Origin of the sequence: Citrobacter sp. Cpo148 (genome assembly GCF_030332375.1) — a bacterium.
GTDB lineage: Bacteria > Pseudomonadota > Gammaproteobacteria > Enterobacterales > Enterobacteriaceae > Citrobacter > Citrobacter portucalensis.
In genome coordinates this window covers 15,642-35,382 of record NZ_JAOWHY010000047.1, presented here as the reverse complement: position 1 = coordinate 35,382, position 19,741 = coordinate 15,642, and the positions used below count along the sequence as shown (strand labels likewise).

The 19,741-nt window shown below is 53.1% G+C and carries 14 protein-coding genes; 6 read left to right on the top strand and 8 right to left on the bottom strand.

Going from position 1 to position 19,741, the window contains the following annotated elements:
- The first annotated feature begins 308 nt into the window (after window positions 1-308).
- Entirely contained in the window at window positions 309-935 is a 627-nt protein-coding gene (ycaC, locus tag OGY10_RS17270) for an isochorismate family cysteine hydrolase YcaC (protein WP_003035746.1), read from the top strand.
- Between the two features lie 110 nt (window positions 936-1,045).
- Here ycaC and OGY10_RS17265 read toward each other — a convergent pair whose 3' ends face one another.
- The 8 genes from OGY10_RS17265 to lrp form a co-directional block, all read right to left on the bottom strand.
- On the bottom strand, window positions 1,046-1,909 hold the full coding sequence (locus tag OGY10_RS17265; protein WP_191226218.1) for a dimethyl sulfoxide reductase anchor subunit family protein: 864 nt from the start codon (window positions 1,907-1,909) through the stop codon (window positions 1,046-1,048).
- Window position 1,910: 1 nt separating this feature from the next.
- On the bottom strand, window positions 1,911-2,528 hold the full coding sequence (locus OGY10_RS17260) for a DMSO/selenate family reductase complex B subunit (RefSeq protein WP_286577111.1): 618 nt from the start codon (window positions 2,526-2,528) through the stop codon (window positions 1,911-1,913).
- A gap of 10 nt (window positions 2,529-2,538) precedes the next feature.
- Window positions 2,539-4,983: a dimethylsulfoxide reductase subunit A gene (gene dmsA / locus OGY10_RS17255; protein ID WP_191226220.1), complete on the bottom strand. Its 2,445-nt coding sequence runs from the start codon at window positions 4,981-4,983 to the stop codon at window positions 2,539-2,541.
- 236 nt (window positions 4,984-5,219) lie between these two features.
- Window positions 5,220-6,512, bottom strand: a complete 1,293-nt coding sequence (serS, locus tag OGY10_RS17250) for a serine--tRNA ligase (protein ID WP_003831902.1) — start codon at window positions 6,510-6,512, stop codon at window positions 5,220-5,222.
- Between the two features lie 92 nt (window positions 6,513-6,604).
- Complete coding sequence (rarA, locus tag OGY10_RS17245; RefSeq protein WP_048214581.1) at window positions 6,605-7,948, bottom strand: replication-associated recombination protein RarA; 1,344 nt, start codon at window positions 7,946-7,948, stop codon at window positions 6,605-6,607.
- A gap of 10 nt (window positions 7,949-7,958) precedes the next feature.
- The gene (lolA, locus tag OGY10_RS17240; RefSeq protein WP_003831898.1) at window positions 7,959-8,570 is read right to left on the bottom strand and encodes an outer membrane lipoprotein periplasmic chaperone LolA; all 612 of its coding nucleotides are present in this window, start codon (window positions 8,568-8,570) and stop codon (window positions 7,959-7,961) included.
- 111 nt (window positions 8,571-8,681) lie between these two features.
- Window positions 8,682-12,707: a DNA translocase FtsK gene (gene ftsK, locus OGY10_RS17235; RefSeq protein WP_191226221.1), complete on the bottom strand. Its 4,026-nt coding sequence runs from the start codon at window positions 12,705-12,707 to the stop codon at window positions 8,682-8,684.
- A gap of 134 nt (window positions 12,708-12,841) precedes the next feature.
- Window positions 12,842-13,336, bottom strand: a complete 495-nt coding sequence (gene lrp / locus OGY10_RS17230) for a leucine-responsive transcriptional regulator Lrp (protein ID WP_002439523.1) — start codon at window positions 13,334-13,336, stop codon at window positions 12,842-12,844.
- Window positions 13,337-13,883: 547 nt separating this feature from the next.
- On the opposite strand from lrp, the gene trxB reads away from it, so the two are divergent.
- The 5 genes from trxB to infA all read left to right on the top strand — a co-directional run bounded on the left by trxB (window position 13,884) and on the right by infA (window position 19,708).
- Window positions 13,884-14,852 carry a thioredoxin-disulfide reductase gene (trxB, locus tag OGY10_RS17225; protein WP_191226222.1) on the top strand — a complete coding sequence of 323 codons (969 nt, stop codon included), beginning with the start codon at window positions 13,884-13,886 and terminating at the stop codon, window positions 14,850-14,852.
- Between the two features lie 114 nt (window positions 14,853-14,966).
- A complete protein-coding gene (gene cydD, locus OGY10_RS17220; protein WP_191226223.1) occupies window positions 14,967-16,733 on the top strand; it encodes a heme ABC transporter permease/ATP-binding protein CydD in 1,767 nt (588 codons plus the stop codon).
- On the top strand, window positions 16,734-18,455 hold the full coding sequence (gene cydC, locus OGY10_RS17215; RefSeq protein ID WP_125363333.1) for a heme ABC transporter ATP-binding protein/permease CydC: 1,722 nt from the start codon (window positions 16,734-16,736) through the stop codon (window positions 18,453-18,455).
- 44 nt (window positions 18,456-18,499) lie between these two features.
- Entirely contained in the window at window positions 18,500-19,204 is a 705-nt protein-coding gene (aat, locus tag OGY10_RS17210) for a leucyl/phenylalanyl-tRNA--protein transferase (protein WP_191226224.1), read from the top strand.
- 285 nt (window positions 19,205-19,489) lie between these two features.
- Window positions 19,490-19,708, top strand: coding sequence for a translation initiation factor IF-1 (gene infA / locus OGY10_RS17200; RefSeq protein WP_002211347.1), 219 nt, complete (start codon window positions 19,490-19,492; stop codon window positions 19,706-19,708).
- Window positions 19,709-19,741 lie beyond the last annotated feature (33 nt).

Genomic DNA, 19,741 nt, shown 5'->3' with positions numbered 1-19,741 from the left:
AGGGCTGAGTCGCTTTCTGGTCGATCGATTTGCATTACTGATTCTTAATGTGAATAGATAAAAAATACAAAAACACATCTGCTTGTTTTTATTGATCTAAAACAAAAGTCTCGCGTTACGTTCAGTCGAAAAATTTCATGGACTCCCCTTACTTTTATTTCTTACTAAACTCTATGCGGGATGCTGAGCTGCATTGTCTTCAAAATAGAACAGTGAGTTCTTATTTATCTATCTAATCCAAATATCGTTCTTTTCGTAGACTTAAACTCATCAAATTTCCCCCACTGATACTGAACAGGAGAAATACCATGACTAAACCTTACGTAAGACTTGATAAAGACAATGCGGCAGTACTGCTGGTCGACCATCAGGCTGGCCTGCTCTCTCTGGTTCGGGATATCGATCCCGATAAATTTAAAAACAACGTGCTTGCGCTCGGTGACTTAGCAAAATACTTCAACCTCCCAACCATTCTGACAACCAGTTTTGAGACAGGACCAAACGGACCGCTGGTACCGGAACTGAAAGCTCAATTTCCGGATGCGCCCTACATTGCTCGCCCAGGAAACATTAACGCATGGGATAACGAAGATTTCGTGAAAGCAGTAAAAGCGACCGGCAAAAAGCAGCTGATTATCGCTGGTGTCGTGACGGAAGTTTGCGTCGCTTTCCCAGCGCTCTCGGCTATTGAAGAAGGTTTTGACGTCTTTGTTGTCACCGATGCTTCAGGCACGTTTAATGAAATTACCCGCCATTCAGCATGGGATCGGATGTCTCAAGCAGGCGCTCAATTGATGACATGGTTCGGAGTAGCATGCGAACTGCACCGCGACTGGCGCAACGATATCGAAGGTCTGGCGACGTTGTTCTCTAATCACATTCCGGATTATCGCAATCTGATGACCAGCTATGACACGTTAACTAAGCAGAAATAAAGACTGGGGCAAAACCCTGGCCTGACATGTAGCCGGATAGCGCGCAGCTTGAAGACCTACGGATATTGTAGGCTTGATAAAGCACGAGGCGCCATCCGGCATATTATGGATTAACTCGCCACCGCCATACCGACGGTCATATGCAGCCCGTAGAACACACCACGACCAATCAGCTCGCCGACTAACAGCAGAATAAACGCGACGGAAAGCAACGGAACGGCAGGCTGGTAACCCTTCACTTGCGGTACTATCCAGCAGCACAACGCTAACGCCAGCGCCACGATCCGCCACGCCATCAGCGAACCGTAATCCGGAACCAGCGCAGAGGCCTGTTGAATCGAACTGTGGATTGTCGCCAGTTCAGTCCCCTGCATTACCGACATGATGGCACTCACGACCAGAGCAAGCACTGATATAGCCGGCAGCAGGCGCATCGCCCAACCATCCACGCCAGCAATTCTCAGTAACAGATATCCCAGCAGCGGACCGCCCATAAACATCGTCAGGAAGAAGCCCAGCGGTGTCCAGACGCTGTACCAGGTCGGTACGGTATCGATGGTGTTATACACGCGCACCATCATCCAGACAAAAACCACACCCAGCACCATGGTGACAACTAACCACAGATTGCGTAATGCGGGCGATATTTTCTTCAACATAGCCAGCAGCCAGCCGATACCGCCAACGGCAAAGAAGAGCGAGCCGCTGGCAATTTCGTTACTCAACGCAGATGACCCAACGCGATTGAGTGAGTTAAAGGCGCGCATCGGTGAGCCCAAATGGAGCATGGAAGCAATAAATCCAATGCCCATTAATACCCACAGCCCAAACATGCAGGTAATTACGCGTTGCTGCGATTCTGGGCGTAAGCCCCCTTTCATCAACGCCAGCGCCAGAACAATAAAACCGCCAACCACACACTGTCCGAAGACCGTGAAGATCATCAGCGGCCATTCATGCCATCCACTTCCCATCTTACACCTCCTTCGGATTGGCCAGATAACCTGTGGTATCCCCGGTCGGGCAGCTATTGGCGTTAGGTTTGATGACAATGCTCGGTTTGGTAAAGTGCGCGTCCGGCAGTGGCGCAACCGCAGCCAAAGTACCGTGTTTTTTGCGCAGTTCATCAATTGGGCCAAAATCCAGCGCACGCAGCGGACAAGACTCGACGCAAATAGGTTTCTTACCTTCAGCGACGCGCTCATGGCAGCCATCGCATTTGGTCATGTGCCCTTTGTCAGCATTATACTGTGGTGCGCCGTAAGGACAGGCCATGTGGCAATAGCGGCAGCCGATGCACACATCTTCATCGACAACGACAAAGCCATCTTCACGTTTGTGCATCGCACCGCTCGGACACACTTTGGTACAGGCCGGGTCTTCACAGTGGTTACACGCAATGGAGAGGTAATAGGCAAAGACGTTCTGATGCCAGACGCCGTTGTCTTCCTGCCAGTTACCGCCGGCGTACTCATAAATGCGGCGGAAGCTGACTTCAGGGGTTAAATTTTTGAAATCTTTGCACGCCAGTTCGCAGGTTTTGCAACCGGTGCAACGGCTGGAATCAATAAAAAATCCATACTGGGTTGTCATCGGTTACTCCTTACACCTTTTCAACCTGAACAAGGTTCGTGTGTGATGGGTTCCCCTTCGCGAGAGGAGACGGACGCTGGGTCGTCAGGACGTTAATACAACCGCCCTGGTCCACGCGTTTTGCGTCCGGGTCATACCACGCCCCTTCGCCCAATGCCACCACGCCAGGCATCATACGCGGCGTTACTTTCGCCTCGATGTGCACTTCACCACGATCGTTAAAGATGCGCACCTTGTCGCCGTTGTTAATGCCGCGTCGCTGTGCATCCATCGGGTTGATCCACATTTCCTGACGGCAGGATGCTTTCAGAACATCCACGTTGCCATAGGTCGAGTGAACGCGAGACTTATAGTGGAAGCCGGTCAACTGCAGAGGGAATTTCTCCACCAGCGGGTCGTTTAAGCTCTCAAAACCTGGGGTATAAATCGGCAGTGGATCAATCACATCACCTTCCGGCAGTTCCCAGGTTGACGCGATCTCGGCAAGCTGCTGCGAATAAATTTCGATCTTACCTGACGGCGTGGTCAGCGGATTGGCGTTAGGATCCTCACGGAACGCCTTGTAGGCCACGTGATGTCCCTGTGGGTCGCGCTGTTTAAAGATCCCCTGCTTGCGGAATTCTTCAAACGTTGGCAGTTCAGGAATGGCTTTGCGCGACTGCTCGTACAGATGACGCATCCACTCTTCCTGAGTACGACCTTCTGTAAACTGCTGCTCAACACCAAGGCGTTTCGCTAGCTCACTGGTCATCTGGTAGATAGTCTTGCATTCGAAGCGTGGTTTGATCGCCTGATCGGTGAAAATCACATACGACATATTTCCGCAGGAGGCATCCAGTGCGAAGTCCATCTGCTCCGAAGCGGTGCAGTCCGGCAGCAAAATATCCGCGTATTTCGCCGAGGAGGTCATATGGCAGTCGATGACAACGATCATCTCGCACTTCTTATCATCCTGTAGGATTTCATGTGTGCGGTTGATATCAGAGTGCTGGTTAATCAGACAGTTACCGGCATAGTTCCAGATCATCTTAATCGGAACATCGAGCTTATCTTTGCCACGAACACCGTCACGCAGCGCCGTCATCTCCGGACCTCGCTCAATGGCGTCCGTCCACATAAACATAGAGATGCTGGTTTCGACTGGGTTTTCCAGCGTAGGCATACGTTCAAACGGCAAACTGTATGAGCCCTCACGCGCCCCGCTGTTGCCGCCGTTAATCCCAACGTTACCGGTAAGGATTGCCAGCATAGAAATGGCACGAGTCGCTATTTCACCGTTAGCATGACGCTGCGGTCCCCACCCCTGACTGATATATGCCGGTTTAGCGCTACCGATTTCACGTGCCAGTTTGACGATTCGATCAGCAGGAATACCGGTAATTTGCGCTGCCCATTCCGGGGTCTTGGCGATACCGTCTTTGCCCTGCCCAAGAATATACGCCTTATAGTGACCGTTTTTCGGTGCGTCGGCCGGTAAGGTTTTCTCGTCGTAACCCACGCAGTATTTATCAAGGAACGGTTGATCAACCATGTTTTCGGTGATCAGCACATACGCCAGACCATTCACCAGCGCCGCATCGGTACCTGGGCGGATCGGGATCCATTCATCCTCACGACCCGCGCCGGTATCCGTGTAGCGGGGATCGATAATGATCATGCGGGCATTGGATTTTTGTCGCGCCTGTTCAAGGTAATAGGTTACCCCACCCCCGCTCATACGGGTTTCACCAGGGTTATTCCCGAACAGAACCACCAGCTTGCTGTTTTCAATGTCGGACGGGCTGTTACCGTCAGCCCAGCCGCCGTAGGTGTAATTCAACCCGGCAGCGATTTGCGCTGAAGAGTAGTCACCGTAGTGGTTAAGGTAGCCGCCGCAGCAGTTCATCAACCGTGCCACCAGCGTTTTACCCGGCGGCCACGAGCGCGTCATGGTGCCGCCCAGCGTACCCGTGCCGTAGTTCAGGTAGATAGACTCGTTGCCGTAGTCTTTGATAAGACGCTGCATATTGCTGGCAATGATGTCGTAGGCTTCATCCCAGCTGATACGCTCAAATTTCCCTTCGCCACGTTTACCGACACGTTTCATCGGGTATTTCAGACGGTCGGGATTATAAACGCGACGACGCATGGAGCGACCACGCAGACAGGCGCGTACCTGGTGCAAGCCGTCATAGTTGTCATCACCGGTGTTGTCGGTTTCAACATACTTTATTTCACCGTCTACCACGTGCATACGCAGAGGACAGCGGCTACCACAGTTCACCGTACACGCGCTCCAGATGACTTTCTCATTGGCCTGTGTCGGATTAAGGGCTTCTGCAGCATTTGCAATACGGGTAAATGGCAGGGTAAACGCGCTACTGGCCACCGCCAGTCCGCCTATCGCCGTCGTTTTCACCAAACCTCGGCGACTAACCTCAGCTGCCAGCATGGCATCGGGGATCTTAGTTTTCATAGTGGCTCACTCTGCTGCTCACAATAAACAAAAGAGAAATACTCGTTATATAGGTTTTAATATAGCGCTAATATCGATATACAGACTGGTAGATACCGAATTTGCGAAAAGACAGAGATAAATACTGACTTTCATTCGAAGGCAGTATTACTCCTATGGAGGTAGGCGTTATTGTCCGACGTCAAACGGGCATAAAAAAAGCGCCCTGAGGCGCTTTTTTAGCAAAGAAAGGTAGCTTAGCCGATAAACTCCAGGCCATTCATGTACGGACGTAACACTTCCGGAACCTGAATACGGCCATCAGCCTGCTGATAGTTTTCCATCACCGCAACCAGCGTACGTCCAACCGCCAGACCAGAACCGTTCAGCGTATGTACTAAACGGGTCTTTTTGTCGGATTTGCTGCGGCAACGCGCCTGCATACGACGAGCCTGGAAATCCCACACGTTGGAGCAAGAGGAGATTTCGCGATAGGTGTTCTGCGCCGGGATCCACACTTCCAGATCGTACGTTTTGCATGCGCCGAAGCCCATGTCGCCTGTGCACAGGATGATCTTACGGTACGGCAGGCCCAGCAGCTGAAGAACCTTCTCAGCATGGCCGGTCATCTCTTCCAGCGCGTCCATAGAGTCTTCCGGGCGAACGATCTGCACCATTTCAACTTTATCGAACTGGTGCATACGGATCAGACCACGGGTATCACGACCGTAAGAACCTGCTTCAGAACGGAAGCACGGCGTATGCGCGGTCATTTTGATCGGCAGCGCATCTTCGTCAATGATTTCGTCGCGAACCAGGTTGGTCAGCGGAACTTCTGCCGTTGGGATCAGCGCATAGTTGCTGCTGTCAGCTTCTTCATCCAGCGGACGGGTGTGGAACAGATCGCCAGCAAATTTCGGCAGTTGCCCTGTTCCGTACAGCGTGTCATGGTTAACCAGATATGGAACGTAGTTTTCGCTGTAACCATGCTGTTCGGTATGCAGATCCAGCATGAACTGAGACAGCGCACGGTGCATGCGCGCGATCTGCCCTTTCATCACGACGAAACGAGAGCCGGTCAGCTTAACCGCAGCGGCAAAATCAAGACCCGTGTGCATTTCACCCAGGGTAACGTGATCGCGCACTTCGAAATCAAACTCACGCGGAGTACCCCAACGGCTGACTTCAACGTTGTCATTTTCATCTTTACCCACCGGAACGTCGTCCGCTGGCAGGTTAGGAATGGTCAGCGCAATGTCGCGGATCTCGGCCTGTAAGGTATCAAGTTCAGCTTTCGCGGCATCCAGCTCTTCGCCCAGTTTGTTCACTTCCAGACGTAAAGACTCGATATCTTCCCCGCGCGCTTTTGCCTGGCCGATGGATTTCGATCGAGAGTTACGCTCTGCCTGCAGGTTTTCAGTTTGTACCTGCAGAACTTTACGACGCTCTTCAAGAGCGCGCAGCTTATCTACATCCAGCTTAAAGCCCCGGCTTGCCAGTTTTTCTGCGACTGCGTCTGGCTCATTACGCAGCAGATTGGGATCGAGCATGCTTATCCTGTGCTTATCGAATTAAAATAGGAGAAAGTGACCACAGCCTGCGGTCACAGGGATACAGAGACAACATTACCGCAACGATAACACTAACGGTAGCGTTTTATAGGGCTATTTTGATCCTGTCCGGCGAGCCAGGCGAGCTTTTCGCCAATCTTGCCTTCAAGACCTCTGTTTGTGGGGTGATAATAGCGCGTTTGTGCCATTTCCTGCGGGAAGTACTCTTCTCCGGCGGCGTAGGCATTTGGTTCATCATGGGCGTAACGATACTCCTGACCATAGCCCATTTCTTTCATCAGCTTAGTTGGCGCATTGCGCAGGTGGACCGGCACGTCGTAATCCGGACGTTCGCGGGCATCAGCCAGCGCGGCTTTGAAGGCGGTGTAAACCGCATTACTTTTCGGCGCGCAGGCCAGATAAACAATTGCCTGAGCAATCGCTCGTTCACCTTCCGCGGGTCCCACGCGGGTAAAGCAGTCCCATGCGGAAATTGCCACCTGCATGGCGCGAGGATCGGCATTGCCCACATCTTCAGAGGCAATTGCCAGACAGCGACGGGCTACATACAGCGGGTCACCGCCTGCACTAATGATGCGCGCATACCAATAAAGTGCCGCATCCGGGGCGCTGCCGCGAACCGATTTGTGTAATGCGGAGATGAGATCGTAAAAACGATCGCCTTTATTATCGAAGCGTGCGCTGCGTTCACCGGCAATTTCAGTGAGCAATTCTGGTTTCAATACGCGCTTACCGGAATCATCAACTTCGGCCATATCGGCCATCATTTCCAGCGTATTCAGCGCTCGCCGCGCGTCGCCATTCACCAGTTCGGCAATCGCCCGACGCGTCTCTGGTGGCAGTACGATATCCTGACCACCGTAACCACGGGCATTATCTGACATCGCCTGGTCCAGCACCTGTTCAATATCGTCGGTGGTTAACGATTTCAGTAAATAAACACGCGCCCGCGACAACAGTGCCGAGTTCAGTTCAAACGAGGGATTTTCAGTGGTGGCGCCAATAAACGTGATGGTACCGTCTTCAATATGCGGTAAAAACGCATCCTGTTGGCTTTTATTAAAACGGTGAACTTCGTCCACGAACAGGATCGTACGTCGACCCGCGTTACGATTCTGACGCGCCCGCTCAATCGCTTCACGAATTTCTTTTACACCAGACGTGACCGCCGAAATTCGTTCAACATCGGCGTTAGCGTAACGGGCAATAACTTCGGCTAGCGTGGTTTTCCCCGTCCCCGGCGGACCCCATAAAATCATAGAGTGCAGGTGCCCGGCCTCGATGGCGCGCGGCAAGGGTTTACCCGCAGCCAGCAGATGCTGCTGGCCGATGTACTGCGCTAAATTTTCTGGCCGCATACGTGCGGCCAGTGGCTGAAAGGTATTATCAGAAAAGTCGAGCGACAGATTGCTCACTCACACGCCTCTACTTACGTTGATCGTCAACCGTTACACCTTGCGGCGGGGTAAAGGTGAATTTCGAAGGTTCAATCGCACCATTCTGCTGAGATTTCAGCTGATAGCTGCTGCGCTGATCGTCTTGCTCAACGGCACTGAACTGATGGATCGTCCCGTCCCGCCCAACATTGATAGTAAACTGCTTCAGGTTACCGCTGCTGGTTTTTGGCGTCAGCACGAAATCGTCGCCGTTTTGCTTAATGTTGTACTGTTGCCAGTCGCTGGCCTGGTTACGCGCAATCAGCATGAACGGCGTGTTGCCCGTGGCGTCTTTCAACCAGGTCGCAGTCGCCTGCTCAACAAACGGGTTGAAGAACCACAGCGTTTTACCATCGGAAACCAGGATGCTCTCGTCAGGCTGCGTCATATGCCAGTTAAACAGATTAGGGCGTTTAACCCATAAGTCGCCCTGACCTTCCTGCACCGCCGCGCCGCTACCGTCCGTGACCTTCTGAGTAAAGCTGGCATGGAAGCTACTGACTTTATCCAGACGGCTTTTCAGGTCGCTGGCAGCATCAGCCCAGACGCTGCTCACCACAAAGCTAGACAGTAATGCACAGGTGATTGCGATTCTTTTCATCGTTATTCCTCAAAATACGTCACTCCCAACGGGGAGATCCCTCTGCTATCCATTTCAGGCCAAAAATCAGCATGAGGAAAGTAGAAAATACTGAATTACTTAACTTTGCAATCATTCGAAGGGCGGCGGAGCCAGCACTTCACGATTACCATTATGCCCTTGTTCGCTGACTATTCCCTGCGCTTCCATCTGTTCGATGATGCGCGCCGCTCGGTTGTAACCGATACGGAACTGACGCTGGACGCCGGAGATTGAGGCTTTGCGTTTCTGAGTAACAAAGTTCACCGCCTGATCGAACAGCGGATCCAGTTCTTCGCCACCATCAAAGCCGCCACCGCCGCCTTCGCTTTCGCTGTCAGAGGTAATGCCATCAACGTATTGTGGACGGCCGCGCGCTTTCCAGTCCTGCACCACCGCGTGAACTTCTTCATCGCGTACAAAGGCGCCGTGTACACGCACAGGGATCGTCGAGTTTGGTGCAGAATAAAGCATGTCACCCATACCCAACAGCGATTCCGCGCCGCCCTGGTCAAGGATGGTACGCGAGTCAATTTTACTGGACACTGTAAATGCGATGCGCGTCGGGATGTTCGCTTTAATCAGACCAGTGATAACGTCAACTGACGGTCGCTGGGTTGCCAGCACCAGGTGGATACCCGCCGCACGCGCTTTTTGCGCCAGACGAGCGATCAGTTCTTCCACCTTTTTGCCAACGGTCATCATCAGGTCTGCGAATTCATCCACCAACACCACGATATACGGCAGTTTTTCCAGCACCGGATGCTGAACATCCATGCTGTCGCCCGGCTTCCAGTATGGGTCTGGAATCGGACGTCCCATACGGGCGGCTTCAGCAATCTTATCGTTATAACCGGCAAGGTTACGCACGCCAAGCGCCGACATCAGTTTGTAGCGACGTTCCATTTCATTGACGCTCCAACGCAAGGCATTAGCGGCATCTTTCATGTCGGTCACAACTTCAGTCAGCAGATGCGGAATACCTTCATAAACAGAAAGCTCCAGCATTTTCGGGTCAATCATGATAAAGCGAACGTCTTCCGGCTGCGCTTTGTACAGCATGCTGAGGATCATGGCGTTCACCCCAACAGACTTACCAGAACCGGTTGTCCCCGCCACCAGCAGGTGCGGCATTTTAGCCAGATCGGCCACCACCGGTTCGCCCGCAATATCTTTGCCCAGCACCACAGTCAGCGGAGATGAGTTATCACGGAATTTAGCGTTATCCAGCACTTCACGCAGATAAACGGTTTGACGTTTTTTGTTCGGTAACTCTAGTCCGACATACGGTTTGCCTGGAATAACCTCGACCACACGTACCGCCGCGGTCGACAATGAACGCGCCAGATCTCGTGACAGGTTAGAAATACGCGCTGCTTTAACCCCTGGAGCCAGATTAAGCTCAAAGCGGGTAATCACCGGGCCAGGAGAATAGTTCACCACATCGGCTTTAATGCGGAAATCCGCCAGACGCGCTTCCACCAGACGTGCCATTTGTTCCAGTGCGAACGTATCTATCGGCTCAACTTCGCTCGGCGGCGGCGTGAGCAGATCTAACGATGGCAGCGGCGTGCTTGGACGGTGCGCCGGACGACTATCCCCATTACGCATCAGCAGCGGATGGATCAGACTATCCTGCGGCGGCGGTGTAACAGGCTGCGCTGGCTGCTGATAATGCTGCTGCGGTGCAACTGGCTGCGCTGGCTGTTGATAATGCTGCTGCGATGCAACAGGCTGCGCTGGTTGCTGATAATGCTGCTGTGGTGCAACTGGCTGTGCCGGTTGCTGATAGTGCTGTTGCGGTGCAACTGGCTGCGCCGGTTGCTGATAATGCTGCTGCGGCGCAACTGGTTCCTGGTACTGCGGCGCGGGCTCCGGCATTACGCCAGGCGTAAACAGCGGCTCATGCGGCCCCTCATCCACCAGCGTTTTCATTGGCGAAAATTCAAAGTCATCGAGGGAGAATGGATTCGCTCCGGCAGGCTGTTCACCGGAATAACGCTGCTGCTGAGAAGAAGCAAACTGGCGGGCCAGTTCCGCTTCTGCGGCTGAATCTTCGTCATCAGTCTGGTGGGTATCGTCCTGATACTCTTCGCCATAACGATGCTGCTGCGACTGAGCGAACTGACGTGCCAGCTCGTCCTGCTGCATTGCATCCATTTCATCGTCACTGTACGCATCTGTATCAAGCTGCTCTTCGCGCGCTTTCTCTTCAGCCATACGCTGTGACGGCAGTTTTATGCCATATGAAGCCAGCTCACGACGAGTAGGCACGCGCACACGATTCGGACGCGGCAACTGCGGGCCAATGCCCTCTTTCACCTGCGGACGCGGCGTACCGCTGCCTGCAAGGCTAAAGACAGGTGCTGCGGCAGCGGCACTCACCCCTAACGCGGCGCTTTTTACGCCAGCGGCCAGCGGTGCAACGGCAGCAACAGACTCAACGGGCGGTATGGATGCAGTCGTCGGCATAGACGGCGTAGACGGCTTAACACGCTCAGGTTCCTGAGCAGGTTCTGGAATCGGCTGATACCATGCGGCCAGTTGCTCACGCTCACGCGCACGTTTCTCTTCGACTTCTTCAAAGTAATAGAGCGGCGGACGAGTCGGTTTAACTTCTTCAACCACCGGCTCAGGTTCCACCACTGTTGGTTGTTCAACCACAGGCTGCTGGAACGTAGTGCTCTGTTGAAAAGTTGGATCCTGCTGATAAACAGGTTGCTGTACAGGCTCCGGCTGATAACCAGGCTGCTGGAATGCGGCGTTCTGTTGAGAGGTCGGATCCTGTTGATAGACAGGTTGCAGCACGGGCTCCGGCTGATAAACAGGTTCCGGCTGCGGCGCGACAGGCTGCGTATAAACAGGTTCAACGGGCTGCTGTGCGTAATATTGCGGCTGCGGACTCTGCTCCACAACCGGTTGTTGCCATGGCTCATAAGGCTGCTGCACCGGAGGTTGCGCGTACTGGGCTGGCTGCGGATAACCTTCAGGCGCTGGTGCAATCGCGGCATCACCGGTTTGCGGGCCAGGCACGGGTTGCCAGGCCACGGTTGGGACCGGTTGCTCCATAACAGTGTTGGTCACGGGTGACGTTTGCAGTAACGGATCGACCGGTGCGCTCCAGGCCTGAGCGGCTGTTGTAGCTGCAGCTGCTGCAGCTACAGGCTCGGTCACCGAGTGGCCGTTAAGCAGTGGATCAAGTTCGTCATATTCAGGCAGCGTCGCGCGATTACCGGAAAACAGCACATCATTAGGATCGGCAACCACGCCACGGGCGCTGTATTCAATTTCGTCTTCATCATCCATGCGTTTGCCGGAGAACAGCGCCGCATCGGTATGACGACCAAGCGGGTTGGTAAATTTCTCCGCCAGACGTTTACGGCGCGCTAACGCACCGCGCAGGATACGAGCTCGGCGCGATTCATGGGGTTTGCCATCAGCGGCGTCGACAGACTCTTCTTCGTCTTCATACTCTTCGTCATCGACCCAGGTATCGTCGCGGCGGGTACGGTTGCTGGCAAACGTCAGGATATTGAGTAACCAGCCTCCCAGTTTTTCCGCAATGCTCACCCATGACCAACCGGTGAACAGCGTTAATCCCGCTGCCCAAATGCACAACAACGTCAGCGTGCCGCCGCTGCTGTGCAGCAATGGTTGTAGCGTGGTGCTGAGCAGACTGCCGATCACGCCGCCAGAGGCGAAATACCAGATGTCATCGGCGTTAATTGCGGCCAGCCCGCAGGAAGTGAGAATCAGCGCCAAAACGCCAATAATGCGCAGCGAGACGGCAAAATAATCGACGTATTCGTCGCTGGCCTGATGTCGCCAGGCAAACCAGCAACCACCGACAATGATGACGGGGATGGTGTAGGCCATGACGCCAAAAATAAAGAACAGCGTGTCCGCCAGCCATGCTCCAGGTATTCCACCCAGATTATGGATAGGCTCATGCCACGCGGTTTGCGACCAACTGGGATCCGAAGGGTTAAAGCTGAGTAAGGCAGCCATCAACCAGACGGCAAAAAGGGCAATAAGGATCAGTAGCGCTTCCAGAAGTCGGCGCCCGCTGCTTAACTTCGTCAATGTGACGTCTTTGTCTTCAGTGTATTCCTGGCTCAAAAACGGCTCTCCAGGTTTCGGGCTTTTCCTGCCCGATGCTAAAACGGACAACAGCACCGGGTTGCCCCGGCACTGTTGCTGTATGGATTAACAGGAGTGTAATCAAACTGCGTCGATTTTGCACCTGTTCCGTGTTAGCGCGTCTTAATTACCAGACGATTGCTCTGTTTGACTTCTTCCATTACTACATAAGTACGTGTGTCATTCACGCCAGGCAGACGCAGCAGGGTTTCCCCCAACAGCTTACGGTATGCTGACATATCCGGTACGCGTGTTTTCAGTAAATAGTCGAAATCACCGGAAACCAAATGACACTCTTGAATTTCTTCAAGTTTTTGTACTGCAGAGTTAAATTGTTCAAACACATCCGGGGCGCCACGATTCAGAGTAATCTCAACAAAAACCAGAAGTGATGCATCCAGATAATGCGGGTTTAACAGCGCTGTATAGCCCTGAATAAAACCCTGTCTTTCCAACCGACGCACACGCTCAAGGCAGGGCGTTGGTGAAAGTCCCACACGTTTAGAAAGCTCGACGTTAGAAATACGCCCATCCTTTTGCAGCTCATTAAGAATGTTACGATCGATACGGTCGAGATCTTTGCCAGGGCGCTTCTTACTATCTACCATTATTATTGTCTCTCTGTATTCCTTCCCTACTCCTGCCTGACTCTACCAACATCACTGTTCAGAGTCGCTACCCATCAAAATAAACCGCAACCCAGAGGGATTTTCGGTTCGCAATGTCTGGGTTTATGGTGAGAAGACCGTTGCCTGTCGGCGGCTATCGACATCACGAATGGCATCTGTCCACACCATGCGTAGATTTCGCTAACACGGTAAACATGGTATCTACATGCATGATTATGCAGCACATACATGACACAGTTTTTTTCTTCCTTGAATGTTTTCGCAAAACAGCAGGGGATTGTCAAAGCAAAACATCGATTTTTAGTACAACATGCCAGTTATTCATTCGCAGTGATGGAAAATCGTCATTTTATCACCTTATAACTGACCGATTTTAAGTAGAAATCGTTATAGTATTACGACTAATTCTGCCGTTCATCGGTTCCCGCTATTACACATATTGTTAACAAAATCGCCATACTCTTTTTTTACGTCTGTAAATTCCCTACAATCCTGCTCATTGCCTGCTAACAACTATGGGGATCTCATGGGCGCAACCAAACACAGTAAACTTCTTATTCTGGGCTCTGGCCCTGCGGGGTATACCGCTGCGGTCTACGCTGCACGCGCGAACCTGCAACCGGTACTGATTACCGGTATGGAAAAAGGTGGTCAGTTGACCACAACAACAGAAGTGGAAAACTGGCCTGGCGATCCGCACGATCTCACAGGCCCATTGCTGATGGAACGCATGCACGAACATGCGACCAAATTTGAAACTGAAATTATTTTTGATCATATCAGCAAAGTTGATCTGCAAAACCGCCCTTTCCGTCTGACCGGCGACAGCGGTGAATACACCTGTGACGCACTGATCATCGCCACCGGTGCGTCAGCACGCTACCTGGGTCTGCCTTCAGAAGAAGCCTTCAAAGGCCGTGGCGTTTCCGCCTGCGCGACCTGCGACGGTTTCTTCTACCGTAACCAAAAAGTTGCGGTGATCGGCGGCGGCAACACCGCTGTTGAAGAAGCGCTGTACCTGGCGAATATCGCATCTGAAGTGCATTTGATTCACCGTCGCGACAGCTTCCGCGCCGAGAAAATCCTGATCAAGCGTTTGATGGATAAAGTCGAAAACGGCAACATCGTGCTGCATACCCACCGCACACTGGAAGAAGTGACCGGCGATCAAATGGGCGTAACCGGACTGCGCCTGCGCGATACGCAAAACACTGACAACATCGAGTCACTTGACGTTGCAGGGTTGTTTGTCGCTATCGGCCACAGCCCGAATACCGCCATTTTTGACGGTCAGCTTGAACTGGAAAATGGCTACATCAAAGTTCAGTCCGGTATTCATGGTAACGCCACCCAAACCAGCATTCCGGGTGTATTCGCCGCCGGTGACGTGATGGACCATATTTATCGCCAGGCGATCACTTCAGCAGGCACCGGTTGTATGGCTGCGCTTGACGCAGAGCGTTATCTCGACGGTCTGGCAGACGCTTGCAAATAAGTTTTACAAATCAGTAACAAAAGTAAAAAAGGCGACTATAAGTCGCCTTTATTTTTGCCTCGTTGTAACATTGTCCTGCCCAAAAATTCCAATAACTCACCTGCTAAGCGTGCAATGAATAAAACCCGTCAAAAAGAGCTGACCCGCTGGTTAAAACAGCAAAGTGTAATTTCCCAACGATGGCTGAACATTTCACGCCTGTTGGGGTTCGTGAGCGGCCTGTTAATTGTCGCTCAGGCCTGGCTCATGGCCCGAATTCTCGACCATATGATCATGGACAATATCCCCAGAGAGGCGCTTCTGCTCCCTTTCATTGTGCTGGTATTGATTTTCATCCTGCGTGCATGGGTCGTCTGGTTACGCGAACGCGTCGGGTTTCATGCTGGCCAACATATCCGCTTTGAGATTCGCCGCCAGGTGCTTGACCGTCTGCAACAAGCAGGTCCCGCCTGGATACAAGGTAAACCAGCCGGGAGCTGGGCTACGCTAATCCTGGAACAGATTGATGACATGCATGATTACTATGCACGTTATCTGCCGCAACTGGCGCTGGCCGTATGCGTCCCCTTATTGATCGTGGCGGCGGTATTCCCGTCAAACTGGGTAGCCGCCCTTATTCTGCTTGGAACTGCCCCGCTGATCCCGTTGTTTATGGCGATGGTTGGTATGGGTGCAGCCGATGCTAACCGCCGCAACTTTCAGGCTCTTGCTCGCCTCAGTGGCCATTTCCTCGATCGCCTGCGGGGCATGGAAACGATAAGAATCTTTGGCCGCGGTGAAGCTGAAACAGAAAGCATCCGCGCAGCGTCACAGGATTTCCGCCAGCGTACCATGGAAGTCCTGCGTCTGGCGTTTCTGTCATCCGGTGTCCTTGAGTTCTTTACCTCCCTGTCCATCGCACTGGTCGCGGTTTACTTCGGTTTTTCCTACCTCGGTGAACTCGATTTTGGCCACTACGGGACGGGCGTCACATTGGCTGCTGGCTTCCTGGCGCTCATTCTGGCGCCGGAATTTTTCCAACCCCTGCGCGATCTGGGCACGTTTTATCACGCCAAAGCACAAGCCGTTGGTGCTGCAGACAGTCTGAAAACCTTCATGGAAACCCCGCTTGCACATCCTGAGCGTGGTGATATTGAGCTGACAACAAAAGACGCAGTTTCAATTGAAGCAGAAGATCTGGTCATCACCTCGCCGGAAGGTAAAGTGCTTGCTGGTCCGCTCAACTTTACCCTGCCAGCGGGCCAACGCGCGGTGCTGGTTGGCCGCAGCGGCTCCGGCAAAAGTTCGTTGCTCAATGTCCTGTCCGGTTTTCTCTCTTATCAGGGATCGCTGCGGATTAACGGCTTTGAGCTGCGCGACCTGTCGCCTGATTGCTGGCGCAAACAGCTGTCCTGGGTTGGACAAAACCCGCAGCTCCCTGCCGCCACGTTACGCGATAACGTGCTGCTCGCTCGCCCCGATGCCAGCGAAGAACAGCTGCAAGCCGCACTCGACAGCGCCTGGGTCAGTGAGTTTTTACCACTTCTGCCACAGGGTGTGGATACACCAGTAGGCGATCAGGCTGCTCGACTTTCTGTCGGACAAGCGCAGCGCGTTGCCGTGGCTCGCGCCTTACTCAATCCATGTCAGTTGTTGTTGCTTGACGAGCCCGCCGCCAGCCTTGATGCACACAGCGAACAACGCGTGATGCAGGCGTTGAAAGCAGCGTCACGCCGCCAGACCACGCTGATGGTGACACACCAACTTGAAGATCTTGCCGACTGGGACGCTATCTGGGTGATGCAGGACGGACAGATCGTTGAACAAGGCACTTATGCCGAACTTAGCGCAGCCAACGGGGCGTTTGCGACATTACTGGCTCATCGTCAGGAGGACATTTAAATGCGCGCTTTGCTACCTTATCTGACGCTGTATAAACGTCACAAATGGATGTTAACCCTGGGGATCGTTCTGGCGATCGTCACACTGCTGGCAAGTATTGGTTTGCTGACGCTTTCCGGCTGGTTCCTGTCGGCTTCTGCTGTGGTGGGTGTCACCGGGATTTACAGTTTTAACTATATGCTCCCTGCTGCCGGGGTACGCGGTGCGGCAATCACCCGAACCGCGGGCCGCTATTTCGAGCGGCTGGTCAGCCACGACGCGACGTTCCGCGTGCTGCAACATTTGCGTATTTATACCTTCAGCAAACTGCTGCCGCTCTCCCCTGCTGGCCTGTCCCGTTATGGACAAGGTGAATTGCTTAACCGCGTGGTGGCAGATGTCGACACGCTCGATCATCTCTATTTGCGCGTGCTCTCCCCGCTTGTGGGTGCTTTTGTCGTCATCATGGTGGTCACGCTGGGGCTAAGCGTTCTCGATTTCACGCTGGCTATCACTCTCGGCGGTATTATGCTGCTGACCTTATTTATCTTGCCCCCACTCTTTTATCAGGCAGGTAAAAGCACCGGGCAAAGCTTGACGCATTTACGTGGGCAGTATCGTCAGCAGTTAACATCCTGGCTGCAGGGCCAGGCTGAACTGACCATCTTTGGCGCCAGTGAACGTTACCGCGCCCAAATGGAAGCCACCGAGTTGCAGTGGCATGAAGCCCAACGACGTCAGTCTGAATTAACGGCGCTATCACAGGCGGTCATGCTGTTAGTCGGCGCACTGGCAGTGGTTGTGATGTTATGGATGGCCTCCGGCGGCGTGGGTGGCAATACCCAGCCTGGCGCACTGATCGCGCTGTTTGTCTTCTGTGCGCTGGCCGCGTTTGAAGCTTTGGCACCCGTCACCGGGGCGTTTCAGCATCTCGGACAGGTTATTGCCTCTGCGCTGCGCATCACCGAACTGACCGAACAACAGCCAGAAGTCACCTTCCCGGATGCCGGTTCTCCAGTTTCTGAGCAGGTCACTCTCACGCTACACGATGTTTCATTCAGCTATCCGGGGCAAGCACAAAAAGCGCTCGACACCCTTTCGCTGCAGGCTCAGCCCGGTGAACACATTGCGATTCTCGGTCGCACCGGCTGCGGTAAGTCAACGTTACTACAATTGCTGACCCGCGCATGGGATCCGCAGCACGGCGAAATTCTGATTAATGAGCAGCCGATTTCAGCCCTCAGTGAAACCACGCTGCGCCAGAGCATTAGCGTCGTGCCACAGCGCGTGCACCTGTTCAGCGCGACGCTTCGCGATAACCTGCTGCTGGCAGCACCGCACGCCAGTGATGACACATTATCCGCAATGCTGTGCCGCGTCGGTCTGGACAAACTGCTAGAGGGTGATGGACTCAATGCCTGGTTAGGCGAAGGCGGTCGTCAGCTTTCTGGCGGCGAACTCCGTCGTCTGGCTATCGCTCGCGCCTTATTGCACGATGCCCCACTGATGCTGCTGGATGAACCGACCGAAGGGCTTGATGCCACAACAGAAAGCCAAATGCTTGAATTAATTGGCGATGTCATGCGCGATAAAACCGTACTGATGGTGACACATCGTCTGCGTGGCTTGTCACGTTTTGATCAAATAATAGTGATGGACAACGGACACATTATTGAGCAAGGTAATCACGCAGATTTGTTAGCCCGGCAGGGGCGTTATTACCAGTTTAAGCAACGTCTGTAAGCTATTATTGAACGATCAAACTCGCGTAGTGGAGTTTCGCTGTCATGCGCCTGGTGCAATTGTCCCGCCATTCTATAGCCTTCCCTTCACCGGAAGGCGCTTTACGCGAGCCTAACGGTTTGTTGGCGCTTGGCGGCGATCTCAGTCCAGCTCGACTGTTAATGGCCTACCAGCGCGGAATTTTCCCGTGGTTTTCACCTGGCGACCCCATTCTTTGGTGGTCGCCCGATCCACGCGCCATTCTTTGGCCCGAGAAATTTCATCTCAGCCGCAGCATGAAACGCTTTCATAAAAACTCCCCTTATCGTGTGACGCTCAATTACGCGTTCGGTCAGGTGATTGAAGGCTGCGCGAATGACCGGGAAGAAGGCACCTGGATAACGCATGATGTAGTGGACGCCTACCATCGCCTGCACGAGCTGGGCCATGCGCACTCCATTGAAGTATGGCGACAAAATGAATTAGTGGGCGGTATGTATGGCGTGGCGCAAGGTACGCTATTTTGTGGCGAATCAATGTTCAGCCGTCAGGAAAATGCGTCCAAAACCGCACTGCTTGTTTTTTGCGCTGAATTTATCCGTCAGGGCGGAAAATTAATCGACTGCCAGGTATTAAATAGCCACACAGCTTCGCTGGGCGCCGTCGAAACCCCACGTCGGGAGTACCTTGAATACCTGAGCAGACTGCGCCAGCAGCGGCTACCGAGCCATTTCTGGGTTCCCAGGACGTTATTTTCGTCTCAGGGGTGAATGTTTTCGGCACATTTTTTGTCGGGGTGTTATAATTGTCGCGCAGAGTTGGTTTAGCCCATTACCCCGCCGCCGTTAAGGAACAGTTCGCGTCAGGCAACGCCTATCGTTTATCTCCTCGTTCCCTTACACGTTGCGCTTTAAGTGCGGCTTTGCCGTGTGTGGTTAGAGTAATGCGCCAAACCCGATTTGCTGTGTTTTAAACGCACAAATCTTTACTTATTAAAAGAACTTCGGCATTATCTTGCCGGTTCAAATTACGGTAGTGATACCCCAGAGGATTAGATGGCCAAAGAAGACAATATTGAAATGCAGGGTACCGTTCTCGATACGTTACCTAATACCATGTTCCGCGTAGAGTTAGAAAACGGTCACGTGGTTACTGCACACATCTCCGGTAAAATGCGTAAAAACTATATCCGCATCCTGACGGGCGACAAAGTGACTGTTGAGCTGACCCCGTACGACCTGAGCAAAGGCCGCATTGTCTTCCGTAGTCGCTGATTGTTTTTAACGCCCGAATGGCGTCCAGATAAT

Bases quoted from the DNA above. Each gene is read 5' to 3' on its own strand.
- aat (WP_191226224.1), top strand. From the start codon at position 18,500: ATGCGCCTGGTGCAATTGTCCCGCCATTCTATAGCCTTCCCTTCACCG.
- lolA (WP_003831898.1), bottom strand. From the start codon at position 8,570: ATGAAAAGAATCGCAATCACCTGTGCATTACTGTCTAGCTTTGTGGTG.
- lrp (WP_002439523.1), bottom strand. From the start codon at position 13,336: ATGGTAGATAGTAAGAAGCGCCCTGGCAAAGATCTCGACCGTATCGAT.
- cydD (WP_191226223.1), top strand. From the start codon at position 14,967: ATGAATAAAACCCGTCAAAAAGAGCTGACCCGCTGGTTAAAACAGCAA.
- OGY10_RS17265 (WP_191226218.1), bottom strand. From the start codon at position 1,909: ATGGGAAGTGGATGGCATGAATGGCCGCTGATGATCTTCACGGTCTTC.
- serS (WP_003831902.1), bottom strand. From the start codon at position 6,512: ATGCTCGATCCCAATCTGCTGCGTAATGAGCCAGACGCAGTCGCAGAA.
- trxB (WP_191226222.1), top strand. From the start codon at position 13,884: ATGGGCGCAACCAAACACAGTAAACTTCTTATTCTGGGCTCTGGCCCT.
- OGY10_RS17260 (WP_286577111.1), bottom strand. From the start codon at position 2,528: ATGACAACCCAGTATGGATTTTTTATTGATTCCAGCCGTTGCACCGGT.
- infA (WP_002211347.1), top strand. From the start codon at position 19,490: ATGGCCAAAGAAGACAATATTGAAATGCAGGGTACCGTTCTCGATACG.
- dmsA (WP_191226220.1), bottom strand. From the start codon at position 4,983: ATGAAAACTAAGATCCCCGATGCCATGCTGGCAGCTGAGGTTAGTCGC.
- cydC (WP_125363333.1), top strand. From the start codon at position 16,734: ATGCGCGCTTTGCTACCTTATCTGACGCTGTATAAACGTCACAAATGG.
- ycaC (WP_003035746.1), top strand. From the start codon at position 309: ATGACTAAACCTTACGTAAGACTTGATAAAGACAATGCGGCAGTACTG.